The following is a 17,716-nucleotide window of genomic DNA, read 5'->3' on the forward strand; positions in this document are numbered from 1 at the left end:
TGTTCTATTCATAGGAATATTATTCTATAAAGTACTGAGATTTCCTTCTTTGTACTTTCTTATCATATATTCATAAATCGACATTTCCATGATCTTTTCTTCTTGTTTTAAAATTAAATTCCCTCTTTGTATACTTTTATCCTGAACAACATCAACATTTGTTGTCTTTAATTGTTTCTTCATGTCATTAAAAAATTTCTTTTTATTCGCATAAAGTTTAGATAAATCCTTATCATTAACTACAATTATAAGTTTACCATTAAAATCCTTAGAAACTTTCTCTAAAATCATGTCGTTATAAAGACTGCCTTCTACTAACTCTCTAAAAGCTGGATGGAAAGGTCCCGCAACTAATTCTCCACCTTCATTTATTTCTTCTGTAGGTTGAAGCCCTACCCTAATAACTTTTATATTATTAGCTACAACCATTGAATAAACTATTTTAGCAACGTTCACAGCTTCACCAAGATTATATGGCTTATATATTCGGCTGTTGAACATGCTCTCCATCGGTGTATTTTTTATAACTAGAGCTGGATAAATTCTATAAATATCTGGCCTCATGGCAATAGACTTTTTTGCAGTTTCTATGTCCTTCTCTAAGCTATCCCCAGGAAGACCGAGCATTATCTGATGACCAAGTATAAAACCATATTGTTTTATAAGTTTAGAAGCTCTGACTACATCCTCTTCTGAATGGCCCCTACCAGACTTTAATAACACTTCTTTATCTAAAGATTGGATTCCTAACTCTATTATATCTACAGAATAATTTTTAAGATTAGTCAATATTTCATCGTCAATATAATCAGGTCTTGTAGATAAATGTATAAAATCTATATCTCCTCTATCTTTATATTCTTTAGCTATAGACAAAAGTTCTTTCTGTTTCCCTAGGCTTATTGCTGTGAAGGTCCCTCCGAAAAAGGATACCTCTATAACAGAATTTTTTCTATTCATAGTTTTAAGATACTGATCTATTGTATCTCTAGCAAACTTAGCATCTACCTTTTCAGTATTGCCTGTGATTGTACCTTGATTGCAGAATACACAATTATGAGGACACCCCTCATGTGGTACAAATATAGGTATTATATAATGACGCTTACTCATTCTCTTCCTCCAAAGTCTTCAATGCTTCTTGTGCGGCATTTTGCTCTGACTCCTTTTTGCTGTAGCCAACACCGCTACCTAGAATTGTTCCATCTACCGAAACCTCTGTATAGAACTTTCTTCTATGTGGTGGACCTTCATGCTTTATTAAAGAATACTCTATACATACATCCCCATTTTGCTGCATAACTTCCTGAAGCTTAGTTTTATAATCTAGTATTATTTTATTCTTTATAGCCTTTTCTATAATATCTTTAAAATTATCAATAATAAACTTTTTAGCTTTTTCAAATCCGCTATCAACGTAAACTGCAGCTATTATTGCTTCCACACAGTCTGCAAGTATAGAAATTCTTTCTCTACCTCCCGTAAGCTCCTCTCCTTTACTCATTCTGATGTATTTTCCAACACCCCACTTCTTTGCTATTTCATAAAGTGAGTTTTCGCATACTATGAGAGCTCTCCTTTTTGTAAGCTCTCCTTCTGATTTATTTGAGTAATTAGTAAATAGAAATTCAGATATACATAGTTGAAGTACAGAATCACCTAAAAATTCTAATCTTTCATTAAACTTTACGTTCTTTTTTCCGTTAGCATAGGAACTGTGAGTAACAGCTTCTCTTAAAAGATCTTTATCGCTTATATTAATATTTAATTTTTTTTCTAATTCCTCTAAAAACATTTTGCCATTGCTTGCCATAATACTACTCCCTCTGAAGTTTATTCTTCAGTCTGCTTTTAAAGATAAACAAATTCAAGAATAAACTACACATATATTTTATTAGACAAATTTAAAGCCCCGTATAAAACGGGACTTTTTTGAAGTATTATTCTTCAGTATGAGCCTTTATGTACTCAACTACATCGCTAACAGTAGTTATCTTCTCAGCATCTTCGTCTGGTATCTCTAAATCAAACTCTGTTTCCAAAGCCATTATTAATTCAACTATATCAAGTGAATCTGCACCTAAATCATCAATAAAGGATGATTCCACAGTTACCTCTTCAGCGTCAATACCAAGTTGCTCTGATATTAGGTTTTTAATCTTATCAAACATATTTGTCTCACCTCCTAAAAGCTTTTATACATAAATAATATTACATAACTTATGCACCGTCAATATAAATAGTGCTAAATTTATTATTCTAAATTATCAAATATTAATACATTTGTTTTTTTATTCTTTAGATTCCAATGACAACTTTATTTTTTAATTATATACTACGTTTCTTTTATATTATCAATTTGAGGTATATTCTCCAATTCACTTTTTATTTTTTCAATTATATTATTATCATAACAATTTAAAGCCTGCCTTATAGCATTCTTAAATGCCTTACTATCTGAACTTCCATGAGCCTTTATACAAATTCCTTTGGAACCTAAAAATGCTGATCCACCATGTTCAGAGTAGTCGAGCTTTTTTTTCAATCCTTTAAAAACAGGTTTTAACAATACAGCTCCTATTTTAGCAGTTAAAGACTTCATTATTTCTTGCTTTAACATACCCAGTATATTTAAAGCTACGCCTTCATACATTTTTAATATGGTATTGCCTACAAATCCATCACAAACTAATATATTTACATCTCCACTTGATACTTCTCTAGGCTCAACATTACCAACAAAGTTAAAATCTGTTTTCTTTAATATACCATGAACCGCTTTGGTTAGCTCATTGCCTTTTTCTTCTTCAGTACCTATATTCACTAAACCTATAGTTGGATTCTTTATACCTAATACGCTTTCAAAATAGATTTTTCCCATCAATGCAAATTGAACCAAATATTGAGGCTTACAGTCCACATTAGCACCAGCATCTACAACCATGAAGGCAGCATTTTTCCCTGGCATTATTGGAGCTAATGCTACTCTATCAATCCCCTTTATTCTACCAACAATTAAGGTTGCTCCAGTCATTAGTGCCCCTGTACTTCCTGCTGATATAACAGCATCAGCCTTTCCTTCTTTCACTAATTCTAGTGCTTTAACCAAGCTTGAGTCCTTCTTTTTCCTTATAGCCATAACAGGCGCTTCATTTGTACTTATCACTTCACTGGTGTTTAATACACTAATCCTATCTTCAGGGTATTGATATTTAGACAACTCTGCTTTAATTAAATCTTCTTTGCCTGTAATAATTATATTTACATTATACTCTTTTATCGCTTGAATACATCCTTCTACCACAGCAGCGGGAGCAAAATCTCCACCCATACCATCAACCGCGACTATCATAGTTTCACATCCCTTTTAATTTAGTTAAAATTCATCTTCTGCTTAATAATAACATAAATTTCTATTTTTAAAAAGATTATAGACTTCAAAGGTGATCTAACCTAATACGTAAAAAAAAGAAAGTCTATACGACTTTCTTTCCTTTTATTGTTCAGTTGAAACAACTTCTTTGCCCTTATAATATCCACAACTCTTGCACACTCTATGCGCAAGTTTCATTTCATGACACTGAGGACATTCAACTATTCCTGGTAGGCTTAGTTTAACGTTTGCCGCTCTTCTTGAGTCTCTTCTAGCTTTTGAAAATCTTCTCGCTGGATTTCCCACAGTACTACACCTCCTTAATCAGTCAAAAACATATCTTTCAGTTTTGCCAATCTAGGATCAATGACATCTTTCGTACAATTACATGCAGAAAAATTCAGATTTATACCGCATTGTTGGCATAAGCCCTTGCAGTCTTCTCTGCAAAGTCTTTTGATTGGCAGAGTTACTATAATATTATTTTCTATAATTTCTGTGATATCTACTGTATCACTATCTATAAAGATGACATCATCATCTTTATTTGCCCCATCGTTAGTTGTAAGCTTCTCTTCAATATCTAAGTCCACAACATAATCAAATTTTTCAAGGCATCTTGAACAGGATAATTCTAAAACAGTATCTACTGTTCCAGTTAAGGTTATGATATCTCCTACCTTAACTAGTATACCATCAAATTTAATCGGCTGCAAAAAATTAATTTGTTCTCTTCCATCAAAAAAGCTTGCTTTATCAAGCTCTAAATGGACTTTTCTATTGGCTGTTTGTTTTTTTAATAAATCAGATATATCCAATTTCATAATGCTCACCTCTATATATTAGCCACAATTTATTATATAGAGATGAGCATTAAAAGTCAAGATTTATTTATTTTTTGTCAGATAATGAAATATTTTATTATTTTGCGCTTTCAACTATTTCCTTTGTATCTCTAGCTATCATAAGCTCTTCATCTGTTGGTATAACAAATACTTTAACTGTTGAATCAGCAGTACTTATTTCTGTAGCTTTTCCTCTAACATTGTTTTTCTCAGCATCAATGTTAACTCCTAAATATTGTAATCCATCACAGATTTCTGCTCTGCTTGTTATTGAGTTTTCTCCAAGACCTGCAGTAAATACTATACAATCTACTCCATTAAGTGCTGCAGCATATGCACCAATTGAAGTTCTTACTCTATAGTGGAATACATCTAAAGCAAGTTCTGCTCTCTTATTTCCATCTTTTGCAGCATTTTCTATATCTCTAAAGTCACTGCTTACGCCTGATACTCCAAAGACACCTGACTTCTTATTCATTAGGTTATCTACTTCTTCAATGCTCATACCAGTTTCTTTTACTAAGAAAGGCACTATAGCTGGATCTATATCTCCGCATCTAGTTCCCATAGCTACACCTGCAAGAGGAGTGAATCCCATTGTAGTGTCAACTGACTTTCCACCTTTTACTGCAGATAAACTTGCTCCGTTTCCTAAGTGACAAGTTATAATTTTTAAATCTTCTATATTTTTACCCATCATTTGAGCTGCTGTCATTGAAACAAATCTGTGTGAAGTACCGTGGAAACCGTACTTTCTTATGCCATATTCTGTATATAATTCATATGGTAATGGATAAACAAATGCTTCTTCTGGTAAAGTTTGATGGAATGCTGTGTCAAATACTCCTACCATTGGTGTACTTGGCATCAACTCTCTGCAAGCATTTATTCCTATTATGTTTGGTGGGTTATGTAGTGGAGCTAATTTTACACATTCTTGTAAAGCTTCCATAACATTTTCATCAATTAATACTGATCCTGCATATTTTTCTCCGCCATGAACAACTCTGTGTCCTACTGCTGATATTTCTGACATATCACTTATTACACCATGCTCTTTATCAACAAGAGCATCAAGTACTAATTTCATAGCTACTTTATGATCTTTCATTGGTTGTTCTATTACATACTTTTCATCGTTAACTTTTTGAGTTAATATTGAACCTTCGATACCTATTCTTTCTACAAGACCTTTTGCTAATACATTTTCATTTTCCATGTTTATTAACTGATATTTTAAAGATGAGCTTCCACAGTTTATTACTAATACTTTCATTCTTATATTCTCCCTTCGGTCTAATTAAACTTTAATCTATTTGCTAATTATTTTGCTTGATCTTGTGCTTGGATTGCAGTTATAGCTACAACATTCACTATATCATCTGCACTACATCCTCTTGATAAGTCATTTATTGGTTTAGCAAATCCTTGACATACAGGTCCTATAGCATCAGCACCTGCAAATCTTTGTACTAACTTATATCCTATATTACCTGCTTGTAAATCTGGGAATACTAAAACATTAGCTTTACCAGCAACTTTGCTGTTTGGAGCCTTTAAGTCAGCTACTTTCTTAACTATAGCAGCATCTAATTGTAATTCTCCATCTATATCTAAATCAGGTCTCATTTCTTTAGCTAGTTCAGTAGCTCTTCTTACTTTATCTACTAATTCATGTTGTGCACTTCCCATAGTTGAGAAGGATAACATTGCAACTCTTGGCTCTATTCCACAAAGAGTTTTAGCAGTTTCAGCTGTACTTATTGCTATTGATGCTAGCTCTTCAGCAGTTGGACATGGGTTTACAGCACAATCTGCAAAAAGAAGCATACCATTTTCACCATATTGGCAGTTAGGTACTTCCATTATAAATGTACTTGAAACTACAGATATTCCTGGTGCAGTTTTGATTATTTGAAGTCCTGGTCTTAATAAATCTCCAGTAGTATGTATAGCTCCTGAAACTAATCCATCAGCATGACCTAATTTTACCATCATTGTTCCGAAATATAGCGGGTCTCTAACGATTTTGTCTGCTTTTTCTGGAGTCATTCCTTTATTCTTTCTTAGTTCATAAAATCCATTAGCATATTCTTGAGTTTTATCTGAAGTTTCAGGATCAAGTACCTCAACGCCATCTAAACTTACCCCTAAGCTTGCAGCCTTATCTCTAATTACCTTTTCAGATCCAACTAGAATAACATTAGCAAGACCTTCTTGCATTATTTTACCACACGCCTGAAGATTTCTTTCTTCTTCACCTTCAGGTAAGACAATTCTTTTCTTGTCAGCTTGAGCTTTTGCCCAAACTTGCTTCATTAAATTTGACATGTTCGTCTCTCCCTCCAAAATAAAAATAAAAATGAAAATAAGCTAAAATTGCATACACTTATAATATAATCCTTTTTCAATGCATTTTTCAATAAAAAAATATAAATTTTAAATTTTTTTATTGAAAAAGTTTTTTACTAATAATTTCATATCTAACAGAAATACTATTTTTGTATTAATTTGTTGCAATATTATTGCAACAAATCATCGATAATATTTCATTTTTTAAAATTTAATTAAAATTCCAAACAATATTTCTTAATTTTTTACTGTATATATAAATTATAATTTGAAGATATTTATTTATTATATTTATATTTAGTCTAGTTTTTTTATTGATAGTTAATAAAATAAATCTTGATGATTAAAAGAAAAATAAATATAATTATTTATAATTTGGTAATTTAGGAGGATTAAGCATTGAGCGTAACTGGTATTGTAGTTGAATATAATCCTTTTCACAAAGGACATTTACATCATATAAATAAGACTAAGGAGTTAACAGGTTGCTCCTATATTATTGCTGTAATGAGTGGTAATTTTGTTCAAAGAGGTATTCCTGCCATGGTTGACAAATGGAGCAGAGCAAAGACTGCATTAATGAATGGAGTTGATCTTGTAATAGAACTCCCTCTAATATATAGTCTATCTTCCGCTGAATTTTTTTCTTTTGGCGCAGTAAGTCTTTTAAATAGCTTAGGAGTAGTTGATAATATATGCTTTGGAAGTGAATGCGGGGATTCTAAAGTTCTATGTGATATTGCTAGTATACTTTCCAAGGAACCAGCTGAATACAAAGATCTTTTGAAACAAAAACTTCAACTGGGATTAGCCTATCCAAGTGCTAGAAGTAAAGCTTTATCAGACTTTATTGGCAGTTATGACACTGATCTTTTGTCGAATTTTAATATTGAAGAAGTTTTATCTTCTTCAAACAATATACTCGGAATAGAATATTGTAAAAGTCTTATAAGATTACAAAGTTCTATAAAACCATTCTCCATACAAAGACGAGGGAGTGATTATAACAGTACACACTTCGAAGGTGAATTATCCAGCGCATCATCAATAAGAAAACACATTAAGGATACGAAAAGTATTAGTGGAATTAAAAATTATGTGCCTGAAAATACATATAATTTGCTATTCTCATTACTTGAAAACAATTATACTTTTTCTTCTGAAGATTTGATGCTTCCATACCTTAAGTATAAATATATATTATATAAAGATACCATAGAGCAACTTCCAGACGTATCTGAAGGTATTCATAATAGGATATATAAATTTTTAGAAGATGCTGAAAGCTATGAAAAGCTTATTAATTCTATCAAGACTAAAAGATATACCTACTCGCGTATTAGTAGGATTTTATGTCAATTCTTTATAGGTTTTGAAAATTTCAATACTTATGAATTAAGAAAAAAGGAATGTCCCTATGTTAGAGTCTTAGGATTTAATAGTAATGGCCTAAAACTGTTAAAAGATATGAAAAAAGAATGTTTAATACCTATATATACAAAAATTCCAAAGGACTTAGATGATGTTCTTTCTTTAGATATACAAGGAACAAGGCTTTATAGCCTACTAAATAAAAATATAAATCCTAACTCTGATTACTTGATAAGTCCTATTATGCTTAAATAAATAGATATTTTTTAATCACCTATTAAAATTTGTGTTAATAATTAAATGCTGAAAGTTAGAATAAGAAGCAAAAACTTTAAATATAATTTTAGTAAATTGTATTTACTAAAACATATTTAACTTATATCCTGAACACTTTTATATGAAACTCCTTCTCCTTTCGTCGAATGAGTAAGCGATCATATCAAAATCATAGATTTTGTATGTCTGCTTAAACTTAATACAAAAAGTAGGTGGTTATAATTTGAAAATTTTATTTTATATAATAATTATACTTATTCTTATATTGATAATATATTTATTAAAAAACAAAAACATTTTTGTAACTATACTCTGTTCTTTGCTGATATTACAGATCATAGCAGCACCTAAGGTATGCATAGATGGGGTTATATCAGGAGCATTGCTCTTTTTTTACAAAGTTTTCCCATCTCTTTTTTCTTTTTTGGTAGTATCAAATATAATGCTAGCTTATGATGGAATTCATATATATTCTAAAGTATTAGGAAACATCATATGCAAACCTCTTAGGCTTCCTAAAAGCTGTAATTTCGTATTGATTATTAGTTTGTTATGTGGTTATCCTTTAGGAGCAAAATATGCCTGTGACTTATATGAGAAAAATATTATAGATTTAAAAACTTGTGAAAGGCTTCTTAATATAGCCTCAAATGCAAGTCCATTATTTGTTCTTGGTTCAGTAGGTATATCTATGCTTAAAAATTCCTATATAGGATATATATTGCTTTTGTCAAATTTACTTTCTTGTATAATAATGGGTGTAGTTCTCCCTAATAGAGTTAAAATTAATATAAAGAATATCTATGAAGAGAAGCACACTTATTCAGCTTCAAATATAGGAAATATTCTTAAATCAAGTATAGAAGGTTCTATAAAAACTTGTTTATCTATAGGTGGATTTGTAACTCTTTTTTCAGTTGTAAATAATATACTTAAAACAAATTATCTGTTTAACATATTCATGTATCATATATCAACTTTAACCCATATATCGAAAGATATAGTCGAAGGATTTACTCTAGGAATAATTGAAATGACTAATGGATGTAGTTTAATTGCCTCTTCCAACGCATCTATTACTATTAAAATCGCACTTGTAAGCTTTCTTTTTACATTCAGCGGTTTATCGATTATAGCTCAGGTTTATTCTTTTACATATAAATTTGATATATCAATAAAAAAATATGCCTTGAGAAAAATTCTTCAAGGCTGTATATGTTCCATACTAAGCATAGTAATGTACGAAAATGGATTATTAAATTTTTCAGAGCAGGCCTTTATGTATAATTATTTTACTCAAGATAAAATGTCAGTTATATTTATACTAACAATGTTAGCTCTAATATTTCCATGGTTTACTGTTAGAATTAAAAATTTATTTCATCTCCCTTAGTTCCTTTACATTTTGTCTAATTTCATTAGTCTTTAGGTTTACATTGCGCTCTAAATCAATAACGAATTCTTCTAGATCACCTTTTAAAACTTCTAGAAGCTGATTTTTCTTTGCAGTTAGCTCCCTGTCTAAGTCATTTAAAATTGCATTGGCATAATCTCTAGCACCTAGTCTTACAGCCTTTGCATTTCTCTGAGCAGAAGCGATAATCTCTTCTGCTCTTACATTTGCTTCTCTAGTAATATCATGATTTTCAATTTGCTTCCTAAGGAGATTTAAATTTTCTTTTTTTAAGTTTTCTGCTTCCTGTATTGCTTCACTTAATATTCTTTCCTTTTCTTCGATAACCCATTGAGCTTTTTTCAATTCATCTGGCATGTGATGAAGTATTTTTTCTATTATTTCTAATGTTTCTTTTTTATCTACCACAACTTTGCCCATCATAGGAACCTTTGATGATGTTTCTATTATCTCATTAAGATATTCCAGTAATTTTATTACATCCATACTTCTCCCCCCTAAAGGCGGTTAACCTTTTTCATAATATCAGGTATTATTTCATCTGGAACTAAATCTTTAATGCATCCCCCAAACATAGCCACTTGCTTTACAGATGAAGAGCTTAAAAATGAATTTTTTGCACTTGTCATCATAAATACCGTTTCTATGTTTGGGTCTAATTTACTATTCATAAGAGACATTTGAAATTCATACTCAAAATCTGATACGGCACGAAGACCTTTTATTATAACTTTAGCACCTTTATTTCTCATAAAGTGAATTAAAAGTCCACTAAAACTTTCTACTTTTACATTTGGAATGTCTTTAACTACTCTTTGAATTAATTCGACTCTTTCTTCAATATCAAAAAGGCCTTTTTTGTGAGGATTTACGAGTACTCCTACTATTACTTCATCAAATACTTTAGCGGATCTTCTTATTATATCTAAATGTCCATTAGTTACTGGATCAAAACTTCCTGGATAAACTGCTGTTTTCATTATTATTAGTCCTCCTTATATCTGTAAAAACATACAGTTGTATTCCCGTATCTCCTGTGATCTACAAGAATAATTCTCTCTGTCCCCTGGTATAACTCCTCCTTGGTATCAATCTTAGTTACAATAAGACCTTCTTTGTCTAATAATCCTTCTTTCTCTATTATCTCTACTGCTGGTGGAATTAGATTCTTCAAATAAGGCGGATCTAGAAAAATTATGTCAAAAGTTATTTTTCTTTTTGAAAGTTCCTCTAAAGCTTTATATGAATCCATATTGAGACATTTACATATTTGTCCAAAATTTAAATTTTCAACATTTTTAGTCAAAAATGAAAATGTAACTTTGTCTCTATCAACTAAATAACATTCCTTAGCCCCTCTGCTTGCTGCTTCTAACCCTAAACTTCCTGTACCTGAGAACACATCTACTACAGTAGCACCGTAAACTCTATTTTGTATTATATTAAATATAGATTCTTTAATTCTATCTAAAGTAGGTCTGGTAGTATCCATGCCAACTGGTGACAAAATTTTTCTACCCTTAGCAAGACCTGCGATAATTCTCATGATTTTTCCTCCTAATTTTTCCTTGTTGTTTCTAAATTATAGTCATTTTACTATAATATTTTAACATATAAAATTATATTATACAAAATTTTTTACTTACTAGGTAAAAATGTATCATAATTTGTACTCATTTAATCTACTATATTTACCCACAATAAACATTAGTTAAAGCAAATGAATTTTGAGGTTTGTTCTATTTTTTTAAAGATTTCATTTTTAATTTTGATATTTTTTTCGTTATTACTTTCAATAAGCTTTTTAGCTTCTAAGTTAGCTGACTTTAATATATCTATATCTTCTGCAATATCAGAGAGTATAAGTCCATCTTCTCCATGCTGCCTAAAACCAAATATTTCTCCAGACCCTCTAATTTTTAAATCCTGTTCTGCAATAAAGAAGCCATCATTGCTGCTTTTCATTATCTCCATTCTTCTTCTTATAATATCATTCTTAATATTCGATATTAATATACAATAAGATTTATGCTGACCTCTTCCAACTCTTCCCCTTAACTGATGTAGTTGTGCGAGTCCAAATCTTTCTGCGTTTTCTATTACCATAAGTGTGGCATTAGGTACATTTATGCCTACTTCTATGACTGTAGTAGATATAACAACTTTAACTTCTCCACTTTTAAATCTATTCATAACTTCATCTTTAACCTTAGGTGTCATTTTCCCATGAAGTATTTCCATAGGTATTTCTCTGAAGTAGTCCTCTTTCAATTCATTATATAAGTTCTCTACGGAACTTAAATCTAAATCTTCATTTTCTTCTACCAGAGGGCAGACTACATAAACCTGCCTCCCTTTTTTTATTTCCTCTAGTGCAAAATTATATGCCTTATATTTTAAGTCTTCTTTCATATAATGGGTTTCTATTTTCTGTCTTCCTGGCGGAAGCTCATCGATCACAGATACATCCAAATCTCCGTAAAGGTATAAACTTAAAGTCCTAGGAATTGGCGTAGCAGTCATAACCAGAGTATCTACGTTTTTACCTTTATTTGTTAATCTACTCCTCTGCATTACACCAAATCTGTGCTGTTCATCAGTAACTACCATTCCAAGGTTTTTGAATTCGACATTATCTTCAATAAGAGCATGTGTACCTATTATTAAATCTATATTTCCATCCTTCAAATCTCTTTTTATTTCTTCCTTATTTTTCTGAGTAGTGCTGCCACACAATAATTTAATATTAATATTGAATTCCTTAAATAGTTTCTCTGCTTCAAAATAATGTTGAGTAGCTAATATTTCTGTAGGTGCCATGATAACAGCCTGATAACCGTTCTTTATTATGTTAAAGGCAGAAATGAGAGCCACAACAGTTTTACCACTTCCTACATCACCTTGAACTAACCTATTCATCGGGCTTTCCTTTTTTTGATCAATCAATATTTCCCTGATAACCCTATTTTGCGCCTTTGTTAAGGCATAAGGTAGTTTTTCTTTTAAAAGCTTTAATTCATCACTTATTTTAAAAGCTATACCTTTTTTATTTTCATTAAAATAATTTTTAAGCATTAGTATTTTTAGTGAATATGTGAATAATTCCTGAAACTTAAGCCTTTTTCTAGCTTCCTGTAGTTCTTTCATACTAGAAGGGTTGTGTATTATTCTTATTGCCCTATCTAAACTGCATAGCTTATATCTATTTATTATCCATTCTGGAAGATTTTCATCTATAACTACATCTTTAAGAACATAATTTACTAATTTTGCTATTAAACTATTTGTTATTCCAGATTTGAGAGGATATTTAGGCATTATCTTTTCGGAATTTTCTGCATTTGATCTATTTTTAACTAATGTTGGGTTTATAATAGAAGTTTCGCCTTTAAAATCTTGTAATTTCCCCATTATAGTATAATCACAATTTATTTTAAAGTAATTTTTCATGTAAGGTTGATTAAACCATTTTCCTTTAAATATATTATTGCCATCATTAAAAATAACAGTAGAAATTGTTTTTCCATTTTTAGTTCTTATATCTTTATCTACTTTTACAACTTTACAATTGATTATTAATTTACCAATATTTTTTTCTTCCGTTAAAGAGCTGCAAGATGAGATCATCTCATAATCTCTTGGAAAATACAATAGTAAATCTAAAATACTGAAGATACAGCATTTTTTTAAATTTTCTCCAGTTTTAGGTCCTACCCCTTTTAAGCAAGTTATATCACTATATATATCCAATGAAATCACTCCATTTTTAAAAATTATAAAATTTTATATTATAGCTTTATATTATTTAAATCAACTATTATATTAATATCCATACCAATATACATCAAAATCATATAATTTTGCAAATAAAAAAAGCCTTAAGGCTTTTTTTATTCAACAGAAACAATAAAGTAATATAGCGGCTGTTGTCCATTATAGTATTGCACATCAGCATCTTCATATTTTTCTTGAATATTTTCTATGAATTCTTTTACTTTTTCCTCTTCGCAATCCTGACCATAAAAAACTGTAATTAACTCGCTATCGTCATCAACCATTGAGGAAATTATATTTTCACATACTTCAAAGATGTCTTCTCCTACATCTTGTATCTTTCCTTCAACTAGACCTAAGATATTACCTTCTTTTATAGTTTTACCATCCATCTCAGTATCTCTTACAGCGTAAGTTACTGAACCAGTCTTTACTATATCTACTCCTTGTTTCATAGCTTGTATGTTATCACCAACACTTAAATCAGGATTAAATACTGTAACCGCTGTTATACCCTGAGGTATTGTTTTAGTAGCAATAACATTTACATTTTTATCACTTAGCTCTGCTGCTTGATTTGCCGCCATAATTATATTTTTATTATTTGGGAGAACAAAAATATTTTCTGCATTTAATTTATTTATACACTCAAGTATATCTTGAGTACTTGGATTCATCGTCTGTCCTCCTTCAATTACGAAGTCTACACCTAAATCCTCAAAAATATTCTTTATTCCATTGCCCATAGCTACTGATATAAATGCATATTTTTTTAATTCCGTATCCTCTAATTCATGAGTTTCTTCACTTTCACTAGAAGCAGCTTTTTCATTATAGGATTCATTTTCTACATTTAGTATATTTCTATGCTGCTCCCTCATATTATCAATCTTAATCTTTGACAACTCACCTAACTTAATAGCTTTAGAAAGAACCATTCCAGGATCATTAGTATGTATATGAACTTTTACAATATCGTCATCTTTCACAACTACCATGGAATCTCCCATAGTCTCTAATTCAGATTTAAAGCTATCTACAGCTGTACTATTTGAAATAATAAAGAATTCAGTACAATAACCAAACTTGATATCCTGCTCAACTATATTTTTACTAGCTGGCCCAGCCACAGGCTCATTAGCATCTGTGATGTCAACTTTCTTCATATCTTCCTTTAGAACTTCATACATGCCTTCGAGTATTATTAATAATCCCATTCCTCCTGCATCTACAACCTTTGCTTTTTTAAGCACTGGCAGCATTTCAGGAGTTTTATCTAAAATAAGCCTGCTATATTCGCATACCTCTTTTAAAAGCGTTTCTACATCCTCACTACTGGACTTAACAGCACTTTCTCCTGCTGCTCTTATAATAGTAAGAATTGTGCCTTCTGTTGGTCTCATAACAGCCTTATAAGCAGATTTTGAACCTTCCATCAAACTATTTGCAAATTCTTCAGAAGTGGCCTCACTTTTTCCTTCTAGACCTTTTGCAATTCCTCTAAATATTTGTGAAAGTATTACACCTGAGTTACCTCGTGCTCCCATTAGAGCACCTTTAGCTAGTTTTTTAGCTATTTCCTCTATAGACTTATCCTTCATATTCTTAATTTCAGATACTGCACTTCTAAATGTCATAGACATATTCGTACCCGTATCTCCGTCTGGTACAGGAAAAACATTTAATGAATTTACATAATCTTTTTGCGCCTCTAGCTTATTGCTTGCATGCACAACCATATTGTAAAAACACTGGCCATCTATATTTAAGTACTTCATATTTGAAAACTACCTCCTAGACTCTAACACCTTGAACATTCACTGTAATATTTGAAACTTTAAGGCCTGTATAATTCTCCACATTATATTTTACTTTTTGAATTATATTATTAGAAATAACTGATATTTTAGTTGCATATTGAACCATAATAAATAGCTCTATAGATAATCCGTCTTCTTTAGAACGAACTTTCACACCTTTGCTTAAGTTTTCACTCTTTATTAATTCCCATAGTCCATCTTTAGCATTTCTAGATGCCATTCCAACTACACCATAACACTCCATAGTTGAGACACCTACAATATTGGCAACCACTTCTTCTGAATAACTTATAATTCCGTTTTCGCTGGTGATGTTACCTATCATAATAAAATCCTCCTCCTGTCATAGACCATATAACATATTTTATATTAAATAAGAGATTTATTCAAGGAAATATATTATTTATAATGTTATTTTTACTATTTAATTTTATAATATACTTGCAAAAATTCTATGTTATGTGGTAAAATAATTAATGTTTGAATTGAGAAGATATATTTCTTCACAATTTGTTAAGGAGGTGTTTATAATGTCAAGAAAGTGCGAAATATGCAATAAAGGCGTTGTATTTGGTGTACAATACAGCCACTCACACCGTCAATCCAAAAGAACTTGGGCTCCAAACATAAGAAAAGTTAAAGCTATAGTTGAAGGAACACCAAAAACTATACATGTTTGTACAAGATGCCTTCGTTCAGGAAAGGTTCAACGTGCAATATAAGGAATAAAAAATGCAGTTGTTTAAACAATTGCATTTTTGTTTCTTGCATTAATATTGTAATTTATTTCATTACTTTACAATATTTAGCTCCTTTGCAATCCTAAAGTTGAACCTTAATTTAATATAGTAATCGTAATAACATTTTTATGAAACTTGTTATGCTCTAAATTCTTTACTTATTGAATCTAAACTTATAATACTTAGGCAATTCAAAGGAGCACATATTTTTATCTAGTTGTTTTAAGATGAAAATTACATTAATTAAGATACATATAGATACAATTACTAAGCCTGAAACTATGTTTCTAGGCTTTTTTTCTTTATAATTGCTTCCTATTCTCTTCTAAGAGTCATTATATCCTTTAATTATATTTTTATAACAAGGCAAACTTAACTTGAACACTCTTTCAACTTCTTCATATAATATTATTGTAATTTATGTATGAATTGATGGCTGACCTTAACAGACAGCTAATATAAGAAATAGGCAGCCTCATCAATTTGTCGACTGCCTTTTCCTATATAATCTTAAAATAATTAAACCTCCGGCAAACCTCTTACAGGCTTCTTCATATTAGTGTCGACATCCATTGTAACAGGATTTGCTGTTTTTGGATTTTTGCCTTTATTATCATTTTTTCTCTTTTTTTCTCCTTTGGTTGGCATATCGTTGTCACCCCTTTTCAACATTAACTTACCCACACTAGAAGATTTTAATACTAAATTATTTGAATAGCTCTTTCCAGGTTACAGGCCCAACTATTCCATCCTGTTCAATTCCTTTAGCTACTTGGAATTTCTTTATTGAGCTCTCTGTATTGCGCCCAAATATTCCATCTATAGCAGCTCCTATTCTCCACTGCACCCATCTAACCGCATATCCTCTACTTCCTATTTTAATTAATGGTTTAGCATAAATTGCTTGTATAGCCTGCCATGTGTTTTCTCCTGCTATACCATCTATAAATAGTCCCATAATACTTTGAAACTTTTTAATAGCTTTTTCTGTGATCGGACCACTTATACCGTCTACAACTAGACCTGCATTTATTAAACTATTAAGGCTTGACTGTAATTTTTCGATTTCAGGGTTGCCACTACCTTTTCCGTCTAAATCCGTTGTAGTATTGATTTCACTTGAAGCTCTTCCGGTTATCCCCTTTACTATTGCAGTTGCCATAGACTCAGGGTTAAATCTGTTCATATCTTCTTGTGAGTCTACAAAACACCCTTCTATAAGTAAAGAAGTCATTGTAGTATTGTTTAACATATACAGATGATGTCCATCGATTCCTTGAACCTTTACCCCTCTGTTTGCAAATCCTAAAGAAACAATTTCCTTAAGAACATTCTCTGCCATACTTCTTCCGCTTTCACTACTAATCCATATCTCAGTCCCGCGTCCACCACCTGCATTTTCATGAAGGCTTACGTATAGATCTGCGCCTGAATTATTTGCCTTATTAACTCTTTGCCATAAACTATCAGATACACTTGAGCAAGCAGTAGGTGTGACAACAATCACTTGATATCCCAATGCTTGTAGTTTGGATACAACTCTTTTACCTACATCAACTACCATAGTATTTTCATCACCTATATATGATGCACCTGTGTCAGGATAACAATTATGGCCTATGTCTAAAGCAATTCTCATCTGATCACCCTCCCTTACTTTCATAATCATAATATGAAAGCAGTGCAAAATAGTGAACTTTACACTTAAAAGATAAAACTCCCCTTCTATTGATAAGAGGAGTAAATTAATA

General features: G+C 31.0%; 19 protein-coding genes. 3 read left to right on the forward strand and 16 right to left on the reverse strand.

Annotated elements, in window-relative coordinates; genetic code table 11:
• Positions 1–24: 24 nt before the first annotated feature.
• The 8 genes from ACZ5N4_RS19805 to pta form a co-directional block, all read right to left on the reverse strand.
• Positions 25–1,113 carry an elongator complex protein 3 gene (locus tag ACZ5N4_RS19805; RefSeq protein ID WP_464204226.1) on the reverse strand — a complete coding sequence of 363 codons (1,089 nt, stop codon included), beginning with the start codon at positions 1,111–1,113 and terminating at the stop codon, positions 25–27.
• Positions 1,106–1,813 carry a ribonuclease III gene (gene rnc / locus ACZ5N4_RS19810; protein WP_464204227.1) on the reverse strand — a complete coding sequence of 236 codons (708 nt, stop codon included), beginning with the start codon at positions 1,811–1,813 and terminating at the stop codon, positions 1,106–1,108. Before rnc ends, ACZ5N4_RS19805 begins: the two co-directional genes overlap by 8 nt.
• Before the next feature lie 127 nt (positions 1,814–1,940).
• The gene (acpP, locus tag ACZ5N4_RS19815; protein ID WP_464204228.1) at positions 1,941–2,171 is read right to left on the reverse strand and encodes an acyl carrier protein; all 231 of its coding nucleotides are present in this window, start codon (positions 2,169–2,171) and stop codon (positions 1,941–1,943) included.
• A gap of 164 nt (positions 2,172–2,335) precedes the next feature.
• Positions 2,336–3,352: a phosphate acyltransferase PlsX gene (gene plsX / locus ACZ5N4_RS19820; RefSeq protein WP_464204229.1), complete on the reverse strand. Its 1,017-nt coding sequence runs from the start codon at positions 3,350–3,352 to the stop codon at positions 2,336–2,338.
• Positions 3,353–3,496: 144 nt separating this feature from the next.
• Positions 3,497–3,679, reverse strand: coding sequence for a 50S ribosomal protein L32 (rpmF, locus tag ACZ5N4_RS19825; protein ID WP_178910758.1), 183 nt, complete (start codon positions 3,677–3,679; stop codon positions 3,497–3,499).
• A 14-nt stretch (positions 3,680–3,693) separates the two neighbouring features.
• The gene (locus ACZ5N4_RS19830; protein ID WP_464204230.1) at positions 3,694–4,197 is read right to left on the reverse strand and encodes a YceD family protein; all 504 of its coding nucleotides are present in this window, start codon (positions 4,195–4,197) and stop codon (positions 3,694–3,696) included.
• 97 nt (positions 4,198–4,294) lie between these two features.
• Positions 4,295–5,494 carry an acetate kinase gene (locus tag ACZ5N4_RS19835; RefSeq protein WP_464204231.1) on the reverse strand — a complete coding sequence of 400 codons (1,200 nt, stop codon included), beginning with the start codon at positions 5,492–5,494 and terminating at the stop codon, positions 4,295–4,297.
• Between the two features lie 47 nt (positions 5,495–5,541).
• A complete protein-coding gene (pta, locus tag ACZ5N4_RS19840; protein ID WP_464204232.1) occupies positions 5,542–6,549 on the reverse strand; it encodes a phosphate acetyltransferase in 1,008 nt (335 codons plus the stop codon).
• Positions 6,550–6,969: 420 nt separating this feature from the next.
• Between pta and ACZ5N4_RS19845 the strand changes: the two genes are divergently transcribed.
• Together ACZ5N4_RS19845 and ylbJ are read left to right on the forward strand one after the other, a co-directional pair.
• On the forward strand, positions 6,970–8,196 hold the full coding sequence (locus ACZ5N4_RS19845) for a nucleotidyltransferase (protein ID WP_464204233.1): 1,227 nt from the start codon (positions 6,970–6,972) through the stop codon (positions 8,194–8,196).
• Between the two features lie 244 nt (positions 8,197–8,440).
• Positions 8,441–9,610 (forward strand): sporulation integral membrane protein YlbJ, encoded by a 1,170-nt coding sequence (ylbJ, locus tag ACZ5N4_RS19850; RefSeq protein ID WP_464204234.1) that lies wholly within the window; start codon positions 8,441–8,443, stop codon positions 9,608–9,610.
• Here the strand turns inward: ylbJ and ACZ5N4_RS19855 are convergent.
• The 6 genes from ACZ5N4_RS19855 to ACZ5N4_RS19880 all read right to left on the reverse strand — a co-directional run bounded on the left by ACZ5N4_RS19855 (position 9,593) and on the right by ACZ5N4_RS19880 (position 15,550).
• Positions 9,593–10,117 carry an ATPase gene (locus ACZ5N4_RS19855; protein WP_464204235.1) on the reverse strand — a complete coding sequence of 175 codons (525 nt, stop codon included), beginning with the start codon at positions 10,115–10,117 and terminating at the stop codon, positions 9,593–9,595. The two genes, ylbJ and ACZ5N4_RS19855, sit on opposite strands and share 18 nt — an antisense overlap.
• Before the next feature lie 11 nt (positions 10,118–10,128).
• The gene (gene coaD / locus ACZ5N4_RS19860) at positions 10,129–10,611 is read right to left on the reverse strand and encodes a pantetheine-phosphate adenylyltransferase (RefSeq protein WP_464204236.1); all 483 of its coding nucleotides are present in this window, start codon (positions 10,609–10,611) and stop codon (positions 10,129–10,131) included.
• Positions 10,612–10,616: 5 nt separating this feature from the next.
• Positions 10,617–11,177 (reverse strand): 16S rRNA (guanine(966)-N(2))-methyltransferase RsmD, encoded by a 561-nt coding sequence (gene rsmD, locus ACZ5N4_RS19865; RefSeq protein ID WP_464204237.1) that lies wholly within the window; start codon positions 11,175–11,177, stop codon positions 10,617–10,619.
• Positions 11,178–11,338: 161 nt separating this feature from the next.
• Entirely contained in the window at positions 11,339–13,381 is a 2,043-nt protein-coding gene (recG, locus tag ACZ5N4_RS19870; protein WP_464204238.1) for an ATP-dependent DNA helicase RecG, read from the reverse strand.
• A gap of 140 nt (positions 13,382–13,521) precedes the next feature.
• A complete protein-coding gene (locus ACZ5N4_RS19875) occupies positions 13,522–15,183 on the reverse strand; it encodes a DAK2 domain-containing protein (RefSeq protein ID WP_464204239.1) in 1,662 nt (553 codons plus the stop codon).
• A gap of 16 nt (positions 15,184–15,199) precedes the next feature.
• Positions 15,200–15,550: an Asp23/Gls24 family envelope stress response protein gene (locus ACZ5N4_RS19880; protein WP_464204240.1), complete on the reverse strand. Its 351-nt coding sequence runs from the start codon at positions 15,548–15,550 to the stop codon at positions 15,200–15,202.
• Between the two features lie 205 nt (positions 15,551–15,755).
• Here ACZ5N4_RS19880 and rpmB point away from each other — a divergent pair, with 205 nt between their 5' ends.
• Positions 15,756–15,947, forward strand: coding sequence for a 50S ribosomal protein L28 (gene rpmB, locus ACZ5N4_RS19885; RefSeq protein WP_066619969.1), 192 nt, complete (start codon positions 15,756–15,758; stop codon positions 15,945–15,947).
• Between the two features lie 537 nt (positions 15,948–16,484).
• Here the strand turns inward: rpmB and ACZ5N4_RS19890 are convergent.
• Both ACZ5N4_RS19890 and ACZ5N4_RS19895 read right to left on the reverse strand, forming a co-directional pair.
• Positions 16,485–16,613: a hypothetical protein gene (locus ACZ5N4_RS19890; protein WP_464204241.1), complete on the reverse strand. Its 129-nt coding sequence runs from the start codon at positions 16,611–16,613 to the stop codon at positions 16,485–16,487.
• A 58-nt stretch (positions 16,614–16,671) separates the two neighbouring features.
• Positions 16,672–17,604, reverse strand: a complete 933-nt coding sequence (locus ACZ5N4_RS19895; protein ID WP_464204242.1) for an N-acetylmuramoyl-L-alanine amidase — start codon at positions 17,602–17,604, stop codon at positions 16,672–16,674.
• Positions 17,605–17,716 lie beyond the last annotated feature (112 nt).

This window comes from Clostridium nitrophenolicum (assembly GCF_055391695.1).